General features: G+C 60.4%; 9 protein-coding genes. 5 read left to right on the top strand and 4 right to left on the bottom strand.

All coding sequences use genetic code 11. From position 1 onward, the window contains the following. Positions 1 to 27: 27 nt before the first annotated feature. A complete protein-coding gene (locus F2P67_RS22910) occupies positions 28 to 429 on the bottom strand; it encodes a MerR family transcriptional regulator (protein WP_007951507.1) in 402 nt (133 codons plus the stop codon). A gap of 55 nt (positions 430 to 484) precedes the next feature. Continuing rightward, complete coding sequence (locus F2P67_RS22905; RefSeq protein ID WP_166224088.1) at positions 485 to 1,429, bottom strand: LysR family transcriptional regulator; 945 nt, start codon at positions 1,427 to 1,429, stop codon at positions 485 to 487. Positions 1,430 to 1,596: 167 nt separating this feature from the next. Here F2P67_RS22905 and F2P67_RS22900 point away from each other — a divergent pair, with 167 nt between their 5' ends. Then, entirely contained in the window at positions 1,597 to 2,826 is a 1,230-nt protein-coding gene (locus F2P67_RS22900; protein ID WP_166224085.1) for an acyl-CoA dehydrogenase, read from the top strand. 165 nt (positions 2,827 to 2,991) lie between these two features. On the opposite strand, the gene F2P67_RS22895 is transcribed toward F2P67_RS22900, so the two are convergent. Continuing rightward, positions 2,992 to 4,326, bottom strand: a complete 1,335-nt coding sequence (locus F2P67_RS22895; protein ID WP_166224082.1) for a substrate-binding domain-containing protein — start codon at positions 4,324 to 4,326, stop codon at positions 2,992 to 2,994. Between the two features lie 268 nt (positions 4,327 to 4,594). Further along, positions 4,595 to 5,407 (bottom strand): exodeoxyribonuclease III, encoded by an 813-nt coding sequence (xthA, locus tag F2P67_RS22890; RefSeq protein WP_166224079.1) that lies wholly within the window; start codon positions 5,405 to 5,407, stop codon positions 4,595 to 4,597. Between the two features lie 302 nt (positions 5,408 to 5,709). On the opposite strand from xthA, the gene F2P67_RS22885 reads away from it, so the two are divergent. The 4 genes from F2P67_RS22885 to F2P67_RS22870 all read left to right on the top strand — a co-directional run bounded on the left by F2P67_RS22885 (position 5,710) and on the right by F2P67_RS22870 (position 13,265). Next, complete coding sequence (locus tag F2P67_RS22885) at positions 5,710 to 6,360, top strand: GNAT family N-acetyltransferase (RefSeq protein ID WP_166224076.1); 651 nt, start codon at positions 5,710 to 5,712, stop codon at positions 6,358 to 6,360. A gap of 66 nt (positions 6,361 to 6,426) precedes the next feature. Next, the gene (locus tag F2P67_RS22880) at positions 6,427 to 8,154 is read left to right on the top strand and encodes an autotransporter assembly complex protein TamA (protein ID WP_166224073.1); all 1,728 of its coding nucleotides are present in this window, start codon (positions 6,427 to 6,429) and stop codon (positions 8,152 to 8,154) included. Continuing rightward, a complete protein-coding gene (locus F2P67_RS22875) occupies positions 8,151 to 11,825 on the top strand; it encodes a translocation/assembly module TamB domain-containing protein (protein WP_166224070.1) in 3,675 nt (1,224 codons plus the stop codon). Before F2P67_RS22880 ends, F2P67_RS22875 begins: the two co-directional genes overlap by 4 nt. A gap of 120 nt (positions 11,826 to 11,945) precedes the next feature. After that, complete coding sequence (locus F2P67_RS22870) at positions 11,946 to 13,265, top strand: hypothetical protein (protein WP_166224067.1); 1,320 nt, start codon at positions 11,946 to 11,948, stop codon at positions 13,263 to 13,265. Positions 13,266 to 13,355: the final 90 nt, after the last annotated feature.

Below are 13,355 nucleotides of genomic sequence, written 5' to 3'. Positions count from 1 at the left end.
CGTTGACCTGTTGTAATTATCGGGAGGCTACTGCGCGACTTGCTGACTCTTGAGCGTCTGCTCCAGCGCCTGCACGCAGCGTTCTTCGGCGGTGTCGAGTTCCAGCTTCATCTGTTCGATGTCCAGCAACTGCTGTTCGAGCTGTTCCCGGCGTTCGCTGATTTTCGCCAGCATGCTGTTGAGTTGTTTGGTGTTACCGCTGGAAGGGTCGTAGAGCTCGATCAGCTCGCGGCACTCGGCCAGGGAAAAACCGATGCGCTTGCCCCGCAGGATCAGCTTCAGGCTGACCTTGTCGCGTGGCGAATAGATGCGTTCCTGGCCTCGGCGCTCAGGGCTGAGCAGGCCTTGTTCTTCATAGAAGCGGATCGCCCGGGTGGTGATGTCCAGCTCGCGGGCGAGGTCGGAAATGCTGTAGGTCTGGCTGCTCATGAACGCGCTCGAAGAAGGGTCTTGGCGCTAAGCTAATGGCAGGTTGACGTTTACGTCAAGTGGCGGGCGCCTGCAGCTTGTCGAGCTTCTTCTCCTGCGCCGTCACCTGTTGGCACAACTCGATCATCTGCTCGCGCATCCAGCGATTCGCCGGATCCTGGTCAGTGCTTTCATGCCAGTACAAATGCGTCTCCACCGGCGGTACATCGTTGACCGGCAAATTGAATGCCTGCAGCTCGTGCCGACGGGCAAAGCGCTCCGGCACCGTCATGACCATGTCGGTCTGCTGCATCACCTGCGACGCCATAAGGTAATGCTGCGAACGCAGGGCGATCTTGCGCTGAATGCCCATTTTTCCCAGCGCCAGATCGACATAACCCAGACCGCTGCGGCGACTGGAAATGTGGATGTGGGTCAGCGACAGATAGTCATCGAGCGACAGTTTTTCCTTGCCCGCCATCGGATGGCCCTTGCGCATCGCACAGACGTAACGGTCTTCCATCAGCTTGACGTGGCGCACTTGCGGGTCGGTGTTGAGCGGCGCATCCACGGCAAAATCCAGACGCCCGGCCGCCAGTTCCTTGGTGGTTTCGCGGCGTTTGGACAGAAAGCTTTCGATGATCACCGTCGGCGCCAGGCGACGCAGGCGCTGAAACAGCGGCGGCAGAATCACCGCTTCGGTGAGGTCGGTCATGCTGATGCGGTAGGTCTTGACCGCTTGCGCCGGGTTGAAAATGCGGCTTTCCTGAACCGACACGCGCAACAGCGACAACGCATTGCGCACCGGGCCAATGATGTTCTGCGCCATCGGTGTCGGCACCATGCCCTGGGCGGTGCGCACGAAGAGCGGGTCGTTGAAGGTTTCGCGCAACCTTGCCAGCGCGTTGGACACCGCTGGCTGAGTGATACCGACGATTTGCCCGGCACGGGTCAGGTTGGCTTCGGTGTAAATCGCGTCGAAGACGATGAAAAGGTTGAGGTCGACCTTGCTCAGATTCATAACGCGGCATCTCTTGTTATTAAGGGCGGGTGAGGGCTGACGATCACTGGATCATATATCGGTGATGAATGTTTATACACGCCGAGAATAGGCTAGGTAAATTATCAGCGCTGTTCTAGCATCGATTGCATGACCTAAACAACCTCTAGACAAGAAGGTAATTGCTCATGGATTTCGCTTATTCGCCCAAGGTTCAGGAACTGCGTGAGCGCGTGACTGCGTTCATGGACACTTACGTTTACCCGGCTGAAGCTGTGTTCGAACGCCAGGTCGCCGAAGGTGATCGCTGGCAGCCGACGGCGATCATGGAAGAGTTGAAAACCAAGGCAAAAGCCGAGGGTCTGTGGAATCTGTTTCTTCCGGAGTCGGAACTCGGCGCCGGCCTGACCAACCTTGAGTACGCGCCACTGGCGGAAATCATGGGCCGCTCGCTGCTCGGGCCGGAGCCGTTCAACTGCTCGGCGCCGGACACCGGCAACATGGAAGTGCTGGTGCGCTACGCCAACGAAGAGCAAAAGCAGCGTTGGCTCGAACCGCTACTGCGCGGCGAGATCCGTTCAGCATTCGCCATGACCGAACCTGACGTTGCGTCCTCCGATGCCACCAACATGGCCGCCCGTGCCGTGCGTGATGGCGATGAGTGGGTGATCAACGGCAAGAAATGGTGGACGTCCGGCGCCTGCGATCCGCGCTGCAAGATCCTGATCTTCATGGGCCTGAGCAACCCCGACGCCCCGCGCCACGCCCAGCACTCGATGATTCTGGTGCCGGTTGACACCCCCGGCGTGAAGATCGTCCGTCCGCTGCCGGTATTCGGTTACGACGACGCACCGCACGGTCATGCCGAAGTGCTGTTCGACAACGTACGGGTGCCGTACGAAAACGTCCTGCTCGGTGAAGGGCGCGGCTTCGAAATCGCTCAGGGCCGCCTCGGCCCGGGCCGGATTCACCACTGCATGCGCTCAATCGGCATGGCTGAACGCGCACTGGAACTGATGTGCAAACGCTCGGTGAGTCGCACCGCGTTCGGTAAGCCGCTGGCGCGTCTGGGCGGTAATGTCGACAAGATCGCCGACTCGCGGATGGAAATCGACATGGCACGTCTGCTGACCCTGAAGGCGGCGTACATGATGGACACCGTGGGTAACAAAGTGGCGAAGAGCGAGATTGCGCAGATCAAGGTTGTCGCGCCGAACGTGGCGTTGCGCGTAATCGACCGGGCGATTCAGATGCATGGCGGGGCAGGGGTTTCCAACGATTTCCCGCTGGCCTACATGTACGCCATGCAACGCACCCTGCGTCTGGCCGACGGCCCGGACGAAGTGCACCGCGCGGCGATCGGCAAGTTCGAGATCGGCAAGTACGTGCCGAAGGAAATGCTGCGTAGCGAACGCTGATCCAGCACTTCACCCCTGATCGCTCCCACGCAAAGCGTTGATCGCGGTGATCGTTCCCACGCTCGGCGTGGGAATGCATACCGTGACGCTCCGCGTCACAGTGGACGCGGAGCGTCCATGGCTGCGTTACCACGCAGAGCGTGGGAACGATCAGTGGTTCGAAGTTCAGTAAACCCACACCTCAACCCGCCGATTCTTGATCCGCCCCTCATCCGCGCTGTTGGTCGCCACGGGCATTAACGCGCCAAACCCGCGTACCTCGCGCAACACCACGCCGTTCTTCACCAGCTCGCGCCGCACGGCCATGGCCCGCAACTTCGAGAGCAAATCCGCACGCGCCGGGTCGTCCTTCACATCACCAAAGCCCACCAGCGTCAACGCCCGGTCGGTTTTGTCGTGGCGCTTTACATACTCAAGCACCCGGGCCAGATCCTGCCGCGCCTTGTTATCGAGGCTGGCGCTGCCTTCCTCGAAACGGAAATTCACTGTCAGACGCTGGGCATGACGGCTGAGGGATTGATAACCCTCGGGCATCAGCGCATTCGGTGCGACGCTCATGGCGCGCACGGTCTGACTGATAAAGCCGTTGGCGGCAACAATGGTCTGGCCCTGACGGCTTTGCGCAAACGTCACCAAGGCCTTGGCCCAGGGATTGTTACTGTCCGGCGGCAAGTAAAAGAACAACCGGCGTGACAACGGATAGTCTTCAGTGGCGATCAGATTGCTCAGCGGCAGCATCGATTGCGATGCGCCATCGGCAATCGCCACCGCTTTGGCCTGGCGCACGTAAGGCAGACCGATGAAGCCGATACCTTGCGGATCGCTGCTCACGGCATCGGACAATTGCTCACTGGATTCGAACCTTTTCGCTGCGCTGCTCAGACTCTTCCCACGACGATTGAGGACCAGTTCCTTAAACGTGTCGTACGTGCCGGACTGGTCATCCCGTGCATATAAATGAATCGCGCCGCCGCGACCGCCAAGGTCTTCCCAGGTTTTCACCTCGCCACTGAAGATCCGCGCCAGTTGTTCGGTGTCCAGTTGCTGCAGCGGGTTGTCCGGGTGAAGGATGATCGCCAGACCATCAATGGCGATGACTTGTTCGGCGGCCGGGCTTTTCAGATCGCCCAGTGCTTGCAGGCTGAGCAGTTCGCTTTCCTTGATCTCGCGGGAGGCGGCGGCCAGATCGGCGCTGGCGTTTTTCAGTGCGGTGAAGCCGGTGCTGGAACCGTGGGCGGCGACTTCCACCACCACACGTTTGCCTTGGGCGGTCTGGCCGACGATGCGTTGTTCGTTGGCGGTGTCCGGGGTTTCGCGGTGGATTTTCAACAAGCCTTGCTCTTGCAGCAAGCCTTCAACCAGCGCCGGGCCGAGTTCCGCTCCAATCGTGTTGGAACCCTGAATGCGCAGCGCCGGGCCGTTTTCGGGTATCGGCAGAGCAGCGGCGGAGACCGTCAGCCATCCACTCAATAGAAAAACGCAGAGAACACGCAGGGTCATGCCGGCACCGAATCAAGCCAAGGGGATTGCCGGGGAGATTAAGTCAGGCGCATGACCAAAACATGACAGTGATTCAAGGTCGAGGAGCCTTTGTGGCGAGGGAATTTATCCCCGCTCGGCTGCAAAGCAGTCGTGGAATCTGTAAATCTGATTTGTCTGGAGGTATGCAGGGGGCGGCTTCGCCACCCAACGGGGATAAATCCCCTCGCCACAGGTCAGCCGACCACAGAACCCCTTTGTCAAATGTGATTCTGTGGTGGCTTCAAGGTCAGGCCAATTCAAGCCAGATCGGCGCATGGTCCGAAGGTTTTTCCATGCCGCGCAGTTCGTAATCGACTCCCGCCGCTTTCACCCGTGGCAGCAAGCCGTGCGAGGCCAGAATCACATCAATGCGCAGGCCGCGCTTGGGTTCGTCTTCGAAACCACGGCTGCGGTAGTCGAACCAGCTGAACATGTCGGTCACATCCGGGTTGAGGTGACGGTAGCTGTCGGTCAGGCCCCAGTTCTTCAGGCGCGCCATCCACTCGCGCTCTTCCGGCAGGAAGCTGCATTTACCGGTTTTCAGCCAGCGCTTCATGTTGTCCGGGCCGATGCCGATGTCGCAGTCTTCCGGGGAAATGTTCACGTCACCCATCACCACCAGCGGCTGTTCGTTGTGGAACTGGCTTTCCAGCAGCGCTTGCAGGTCGCTGTAAAAACGCTGCTTGGCGGGGAATTTGGTCGGGTGGTCGCGGCTTTCACCCTGTGGGAAGTAGCCGTTCATGATCGTTACCGGCACACCATTGGCGTCGGCGAATGTGCCCCAGATGAAACGGCGCTGGGCGTCTTCTTCGTCCGTGGCGAAACCTTTATGGATCGCAATCGGCTCGTTACGCGAGAGCAGGGCGACGCCGTAATGACCTTTCTGGCCGTGGAAATACACGTGGTAACCCAGGGCGCGGACTTCTTCCAGCGGGAACTGGTCGTCGTGGACTTTGGTTTCCTGCAGGCCGATCACATCTGGCTGGTGTTTTTCGATCAGCGCTGCCAGCTGATGCGGACGGGCGCGCAGTCCGTTGATGTTGAAGGAAACGATCTTCATGGTCGGCAGTCCTGGCAAAAGGGCGATGCTAGCTGACATGTGGGATGGGGGCCAGTGTGGGGTAGGGGAAATCGTTTTTGCCTGCAAGATAGATGTTGTCTGAACCGACGCCATCGCGAGCAGGTTCACTCCTACAATTGGAATGCGTACCCCTGTAGGAGTGAGACTGCTCGCGATGGCGTCCTCACAGTCGATGAAGATCCTGAGTTGGGCTATACCTGTGGGGAACTGTGCCAACGCCAATGGGTTCGTACCAACAAGAGCGCAGCCATTTGAGCCGTGCCCCGGGGAGAATCATTGTCATGCCTGAAACCCAGACCGCCATCGCCGACATCCACATGCTCGACCGCGGCTATTCCCGCGAAGCCCGATCCTTGCTGTATCAGGCCTATCGCCACGAGCCGACCTTCGGTTATCTGTTCGAAGCTGAGCGCCCCGGATATGAGCAGCGTGTGCGGGCGACGGTGCGTGAACTGGTCAAACAGCATTTTCTGCAGGATCTGCCGGCCATCGGCTTGCTGGTCAACGACCGGCTGATCGGCATTGCCCTCATTGCACCGCCGCAACGTCGGTTGGGCATCACTGAGAGCTGGGCGTGGCGCTTGCGCATGGTGCTGAGCACCGGTTTTCGCTGTACCCGGCGTTATCTGGAATACCACGATGCCGTGTCCGCGTGCGTGCCGAGCGATTCGGTGCATATGTTGCCGCTGCTGGGTATTCATCCGCAGTTCCAGGGCAAACACTTCGGCGAACAACTGTTGAGCGCCGTGCACAACTGGTGCGCGGTGGACGAAACCTCGCAGGGCGTGGTGCTCGACACTGGCAATCCGCGTTACCTGGAATTCTATAAAAGGCAGGGCTACGAAGAGATCGGCGAAGTGGCGGTCGGGCCGGTGCGCGAGCACGTGTTTTTCCACGCCAATCCGCAGGTGTTACAAACTGCAACGGCATAACCATCGAACTTTTTGCGAAAAGTCTGGTTCTATCACGCTCCCAAGCTCGTGATAGCATCCGCGCCTATGAAGTTTCCAGGAAGATTTACCAGTGGCGTGCTCATGCTGTTATCCAGCTGCGCGGCGCTGGCGCAAAGTGAATTGGACGTGCGGATCAAACCGTCCAACGATGAACTTAAAGCCAATATAGAAGGCTATATCGGCAGCCTCGGCGACCGTGACGAAGAAGCCTTGCTGCGCTTCAGTCGCGGGGCCGAAGAGCAGGCGCGCAAAGCGGCCCAGGCGCTGGGCTACTACCAGCCGCAGATCGACAGCGACGTCAAGGGCGGGGAAAAACCGCGTCTGGTGCTGAACATCGATCCCGGCGAGCCGATTCGCCTGCGCAACGTCACCATTCGTGTCGACGGCCCGGCGGCCTCTCTCAAATCCTTTCGTGTACCGAAAAGCGACGTGCTCAAATCCGGCGCGGTACTCAATCATGGGCGTTACGAAGACGCCAAACGACTTATTCAGAATCAGGCTTCGCGCTTCGGTTTTTTCAGCGGCCATTTCACCAGCCAAAAACTCTTGGTCGATCCCCGCGCCGGGGTCGCCGATGTTGAATTGATCTACGAAAGTGGCCCGCGTTATGCGCTGGGCAAAGTCAAATTCGAGGGCGACACGCCATTCGACGAAGACCTGCTGCAACGCATGGTGCCGTTCAAGGAAGGTGAACCGTACGACTCCGAGCTGATCGCCGAACTCAACCGCGATTTGCAGTCGAGCGGCTATTTCGAAGGCGTGCGCGTCGACGCCGCGCCGACCGCCGCGAAAAACGACGTGATTCCGGTCGACGTAAAGCTCGACACACGCAAGCCGCGCACCATGGGCCTGGGCCTCGGTTATTCCACCGACGTCGGCCCGCGCATCAAAGCCAACTGGACCCGCCATTGGGTCAACCCGCAAGGCGACAGCTATGGCTGGGAGGCCGAGTTGTCGGCGCCACGGCAAAACGTCGGGCTGTTCTACGACATCCCGCTCGACCCACCGCTGACCGACAAACTGCGCTGGGCCGGTGGTTACCAGTACGAAGACATCGACGGCTCCGACACCCTCAGCAAGTTGCTGACCTTCGGCCCGGAATGGCACAGCAAACTACCGAGCGGCTGGCAGCGGGTGATCTCGCTCAAATGGCAGCGCGAGGAATACCAGCTCGGTGACGACTCCGGTCTTAGTACCTTGCTGATGCCCGGCGTCAGTTATTCGTACCTGAAAAGCGACAACCGCATCGACCCGCACAACGGCTATCGGCTGACCTTCGAAAGCAAAGTGGCAAAGGAAGGTCTCGGCTCGGACAACAACCTGCTGTACGGCACCGCATTGGTCAAAGGCTTGACCACGGTGTTCGACAAGCACCGCTTCCTCGGTCGTGTGCAGGTCGGCGGTAGCGCCACCAACGGCTACAACTCGGTGCCGCCATCGCTGCGTTTCTTCGCCGGTGGCGATCAGAGCGTGCGTGGTTACGATTACCAGAGCCTGTCGCCAAAAAACTCCGATGGCGACCGCATCGGTGGCCGCTACATGGTCGCCGGCAGCGTCGAGTATCAATATTCGATTGCCGAAAAATGGCGAGTCGCGACCTTCGTCGACCAAGGCAACTCTTTCAACAAACTCGAACTGCCGAACCTCAAGACCGGGGTCGGTATTGGTGTGCGCTGGGTCTCGCCGGTCGGGCCGATCCGCCTCGACCTGGCCCACGCGCTGGACGACGATGGCGGCATCCGGCTGCACTTTTCCATGGGGCCTGAGCTGTGAAGCGTGGTTTGAAGATTGCAGCACTGGTGCTGTTGGCACTGGTGCTTTTTGTTGTGTTGGGTATCGCCACGGTGCTCGGCACCCAGGCAGGCAGCCGCTGGGTGCTGGGTCTGGTGCCGGGCTTGAGCGTGGAGAATTTCCAGGGTCGGCTCGGTGGGCAGTGGAGCGCCGATCACCTGTTGTGGCAGCAGGGCAGCAGTCGTGTCGAGTTGCAGAAACCGATCTTCGCATGGTCGCCGCTGTGCCTGACCCGCATGGCGCTGTGCATCGAACAGCTCAAGGCTGATCAAGTCATCCTGCAGTTTCCGCCCAGCGAAGAAACCACTGAAAGCGGCCCGATCAAACTGCCGGACCTGCAATTGCCCGTGGCCATCGAGCTGGGCGACGTACAGGTTGGCAGCTTGCTGTTCAACGGCAGCGAACAGCTCAAGGGGCTGAAACTGGCGGCGCACTGGACAGCCAAAGGCATGCAGATCGACAGCGTGCAGTTGCAGCGCGACGACCTCAGCCTGAACCTCTCCGGGTTGCTTGAACCCACCGGCAACTGGCCGCTGAAGATCGCCGGCGACCTGACCCTGCCGTCCCCCGGCACCGGGCCGTGGACGCTGGCGTTGAAAATCGACGGCGACCTGCTGAAAACCCTCAACCTGCACGCCGACAGCCGTGGCTACCTCGATGGCCAGTTGAGTGGCGAGTTGCAACCGCTGGCGGAAAACCTGCCGGCCAGGGTGCGCATCACCTCGGAGGCGTTCAAGCCGAGCGCCGATCTGCCGGACACCCTGCAATTCAATCAACTGGTATTGACCGGCGAAGGCGACCTGAAAAACGGCTACCAACTCCTCGGCAATGCGACGCTGCCGGCCGATAAAGGCCCGGTGGCGCTGTTGCTCAAAGGCAAGGTTGACGCCAAAGGTGCGCAGATTGCCGGCCTCGACCTGACGGCCAGCGATAAACAAAGTCTCAAGCTCACCGGCAACGTTGACTGGAGCAAAGGTCTAAGCGCCCAGGCCAATATCAACTGGCTGGATTTCCCGTGGCACCGACTCTATCCGGAGATCGACGAGCCGCAGGTGACGTTGCGTACCTTCACGGGCGAAGTCTCCTATACCGACGGTCAGTACATCGGTAACTTCGCCGCCGCTGCAGATGGGCCGGCGGGGGCGTTCAGCCTGAGCAGTCCGTTCAGTGGCAATCTCAAGCAGATCTTCTTGCCGCAACTGAAACTCGAAGCCGGGCAGGGCAAGGCCGAAGGCCATGTGAACGTGCAGTTCGCCGATGGCATCGCCTGGGACACCGCGCTGGAATTGTCGGCGCTCAACCCTGCGTACTGGGTCGCGGAATTGCCGGGCACGCTGGCCGGCCCGTTGAAGAGCAAAGGCGAAATGAAAAACGAGCGCCTGAGCCTGAATGCCGACCTCGATCTTAAGGGCAAACTGCGCGGCCAACCGGCGATCCTGCAAGCCAAGGCTGACGGCGCTGGCGAGCAATGGAACCTCAATGCCCTGCAAATCCGCCTCGGCGATAACAGCATCAGCGGCAAGGGCAGCCTGCAACAGAAACTCACCGGGCAGATCGACATCAAACTGGCGCGTCTGGCCCAGCTCTGGCCGCAATTGCGCGGGCAGATCAACGGCCAGGTCAATGTCGCCGGCACCTTGAAGGCGCCGCAGGGCAAGCTTGATCTGCAAGGCTCGCAACTGGCGTTTCAAGACAATCGCCTGCAAAGCCTCAACCTCGACGCCACGCTCGACAGCGCGCAACGAGCGAGGATCGATCTGAAGGGCAGCGGGATTCAGGCCGGCGACACCAACCTCGGCGTGTTGACCGCCAGTGCCCAAGGCAATATCAAAAACCAGAAACTCAATCTCGACTTGCTCGGGCCGAAACTGAAACTGGCGCTGGGGCTGGACGGCAATCTGGACAAGGGCAACTGGCGCGGGCGCTTGGCCAGCGGCGATATTCAGGCCGGCGGTCAGGACTGGAAACTGCAAAACCCGGCGAAGCTCGAACGTCTTGCCGACGGCAAGATCAACTTCGGCGCCCATTGTTGGATGTCCGGCAGCGCCAGCCTGTGCGGTGAAGATCAGCGGCTGATGCCCGATCCGAAACTGCGTTACCACCTCAAGCAGTTCCCGATTGAAAGTCTGGCGCAGTGGCTGCCCAAGGATTTCGCCTGGCAGGGCAGGCTCAATGCCGACCTGCAACTGGACTTGCCGGCCAGCGGCCCCAACGGTGTGATCAGCATCGACGCCAGCGGCGGCACCTTGCGCATGAAGGAAAAGGATCAGTGGCTGGACTTCCCGTACCAGACGCTGAAACTCACCAGCAAACTCACGCCCAAGCGCATCGACACCGACCTCAACTTCGTCGGCGGCAAACTCGGCGAATTGATGGTGCAGGCGCAGCTCAATCCGCTGCCGAAAAACAAACCGCTGAGCGGCTCGTTTCGCCTCTCCGGGCTGGATCTGTCGGTGGCGCGGCCGTTTGTGCCGATGGTCGAGAAACTCACCGGGCGCCTTAATGGCAGCGGCACCATTTCCGGTGGTTTGCTGGCGCCATTGGTGAACGGCACGGTGCAACTCAGCGACGGCGAAGTGTCCGGTGCCGAGCTGCCGATGGAACTGCAGGATCTGCAACTCAAAGCGGTGATTGCCGGTGAATCGGTGCGCCTGGACGGCGGCTGGAAAAGCGGCAAGGCCGGGCAGGGCAGCCTCAACGGTAACGTCGCCTGGGGCCAGGCGCTGATGGTTGATCTGGCGCTCAAGGGCACGCAACTGCCGGTGACTGTCGAGCCGTACGCCAAACTCGAAGTCGCGCCGGATCTGAAAATCTCGATGGCCGGTGATGAGCTGAAAGTCGCCGGCAAGGTGCAGGTGCCGAGAGGCGAAATCACCGTGCGTGAACTGCCGCCATCGACAGTGAAAGTCTCCGACGACACGATCATCGTCGGCGCGCAGACCGAAGAGGGCAAACCGCCGATGGCCATGAAAATGGACATCGATGTGGTGGTCGGCGAAGACAGACTCAGCTTCGCCGGGTTCGGCCTGACCGCCAACCTGCAGGGTCACGTGCACATCGGCGACAACATGGACACCCGTGGCGAGCTGTGGCTCAACGACGGCAAATACCGCGCCTACGGCCAGCGCCTGACGGTACGGCGTGCACGTCTGCTGTTTGCCGGGCCGATCGATCAGCCGTATCTGGACATCGAAGCGATTCGCCAGACCGACGATGTCATCGCCGGTATCCGCCTGAGTGGCAGCGCCGAGCAGCCGACCACGCAGATCTTCTCGGAGCCGGCGATGAGCCAGGAACAAGCGCTGTCGTATCTGGTGCTGGGCCGTCCGTTGAGCACCAACGGCGAGGACAACAACATGCTTGCGCAAGCGGCGTTGGGGCTGGGCTTGATGGGCAGTTCCGGGGTGACCAGCGGTCTGGCCAAAGACTTGGGCATTCAGGATTTCCAGCTCGACACACAAGGCAGCGGCAATACCACCAGCGTGGTGGCCAGCGGCAACATCTCCGAGAAGCTCAGTTTGCGTTATGGCGTCGGCGTGTTCGAACCGGCCAACACCATTGCACTGCGCTACAAACTGAGCAAAAAGGTCTACCTCGAAGCGGCCAGTGGCGTCGCCAGTTCGCTGGACATCTTCTACAAGCGCGATTTCTAGATCGCGCGGTACCGATAGCCGGGTCGCGGTGCTGCGATCCGGCTTTTACAGAATGTATTAGACTCAGCACAGCCCGAATGCTGCGCGTTTTGCGGCTGCCCGAAGAAATCAGGGAAGCCTATGGTTCGCTTGAGTATGGTCTTGCTCGGTAACGATTTTGTCCGCAAGCGCTGGTCGGCGCTGGCCCTGACCGGCATCGTCTGGGGCGCGGCTGGCGTGGCCATCTTCATCGATGCGCTGGACGGCGTGCTGTATTTCCCGCTGCATGTGTTCGGCTATCTGTTGTTGCTCGAAGCCTTGATCATTTTGTTGGTGCCGGCGCCACAAACCGGCACGGCTGCTGCGGTGCGCAAGGGTCGGGGTTTTGCGTTCCTGCTGCTGGGGCTGCTGATCATTGATCGGCAACACGCTGCCAGCCTGATTCTGGCGGTGCTGTGTGGTGTGGCGTTTCTGCTCGATGGCGGCTTTCGGCTGGCAGCGGCGTTGGTGGTGCGCTTTGTCGGCTGGCAAGTGTCGTTGCTGACGGGGTTGTTCGAAATCGGCTTTGGCCTGTTCATCCTCGAGCCGTACCCGACGCTTTACAAGGGCACGGTGCCGTTCTGCATTGGCATGAGCCTCTTTCTCTCGGGCTGCGCTCTTCTGCGACAGTCTTTACGCTTCAAAAACCGGCAGTTGCCGTTAAGCCCTTTTTCGGCCGGTGCGCCAGCACCCGGCACCGCGCTGGTGATTCACGTCTGGACGCCGAGTGGCACGGTTGACGACACCTTGGTACGCAACCGGCTGCTTAACCGCTATATCGCGGCGGTCGACATCAACGGCGTGATTTCTGCGGGCCACGCGGCACTGGAATGTGGCACGGACATTTACGTCAGTCATTACCCGCTGGACGATATTGATCGTTCGGCGGGGGATTTCGTCCGGCTATTGCGGGCGACGCCGAACAATAATGTCCCCGGCCGGTTTCTTCAGGATTATGCGAGCGAGGTTGCCGACTGGTGCCCGTCTTCGGCTCAGGTCAGTTTTGCCCATTACGACGCCCAGCGACTGGCGGCGTTCTGGGCAGATTATCGGCAGAACACCACGTACAACCTCACCAGCCGAAATTGTTCCAGCGCCGTCGCCCATAGCCTCGAAGCGGCCCTTGAGGGGGCGATGAATCGGGGCCAGTCGAGCATGCTCGATTTTGCCCGGATCATCACCAGCCCCGAATTCTGGGTCGCGGCCCAAGTGCGCAAGCGCGCCGAGGCGATGGCCTGGACGCCGGGGCTGGTGCTCGATTATGCGCGGGCGTTGCATGCGGCCATCGAGCCGGCGCCACCGGGCTGGCACGGCCTGTATGCAGGGGCCAAACGTGCCTGCGGATACGTGGCCACTGCCTTGCGCGGGCGCGAGGTGCATCCGGTGCAACCGCCGCCCGCGAACCCTTCCGACAAGTCCTGACCGGCATTACACCGAGTCGCCCCCATCGCGAGCAGGCTCACTCCTACAGGAGATTTGTTGCGATCACAGAATTCGTGTCGATCGCAAATC

It is taken from the genome of Pseudomonas atagonensis (assembly GCF_011369485.1).
Taxonomy (GTDB): domain Bacteria; phylum Pseudomonadota; class Gammaproteobacteria; order Pseudomonadales; family Pseudomonadaceae; genus Aquipseudomonas; species Aquipseudomonas atagonensis.
Note: the sequence above shows the minus strand (reverse complement) of the source record. Positions and strands in the feature narration are given on the sequence as shown.

What these genes read in the sequence shown, in the direction of transcription:
- F2P67_RS22910 (WP_007951507.1), bottom strand. Translation starts at nt 429, where the DNA reads ATGAGCAGCCAGACCTACAGCATTTCCGACCTCGCCCGCGAGCTGGAC.
- F2P67_RS22905 (WP_166224088.1), bottom strand. Translation starts at nt 1,429, where the DNA reads ATGAATCTGAGCAAGGTCGACCTCAACCTTTTCATCGTCTTCGACGCG.
- F2P67_RS22900 (WP_166224085.1), top strand. Translation starts at nt 1,597, where the DNA reads ATGGATTTCGCTTATTCGCCCAAGGTTCAGGAACTGCGTGAGCGCGTG.
- F2P67_RS22895 (WP_166224082.1), bottom strand. Translation starts at nt 4,326, where the DNA reads ATGACCCTGCGTGTTCTCTGCGTTTTTCTATTGAGTGGATGGCTGACG.
- xthA (WP_166224079.1), bottom strand. Translation starts at nt 5,407, where the DNA reads ATGAAGATCGTTTCCTTCAACATCAACGGACTGCGCGCCCGTCCGCAT.
- F2P67_RS22885 (WP_166224076.1), top strand. Translation starts at nt 5,710, where the DNA reads ATGCCTGAAACCCAGACCGCCATCGCCGACATCCACATGCTCGACCGC.
- F2P67_RS22880 (WP_166224073.1), top strand. Translation starts at nt 6,427, where the DNA reads ATGAAGTTTCCAGGAAGATTTACCAGTGGCGTGCTCATGCTGTTATCC.
- F2P67_RS22870 (WP_166224067.1), top strand. Translation starts at nt 11,946, where the DNA reads ATGGTTCGCTTGAGTATGGTCTTGCTCGGTAACGATTTTGTCCGCAAG.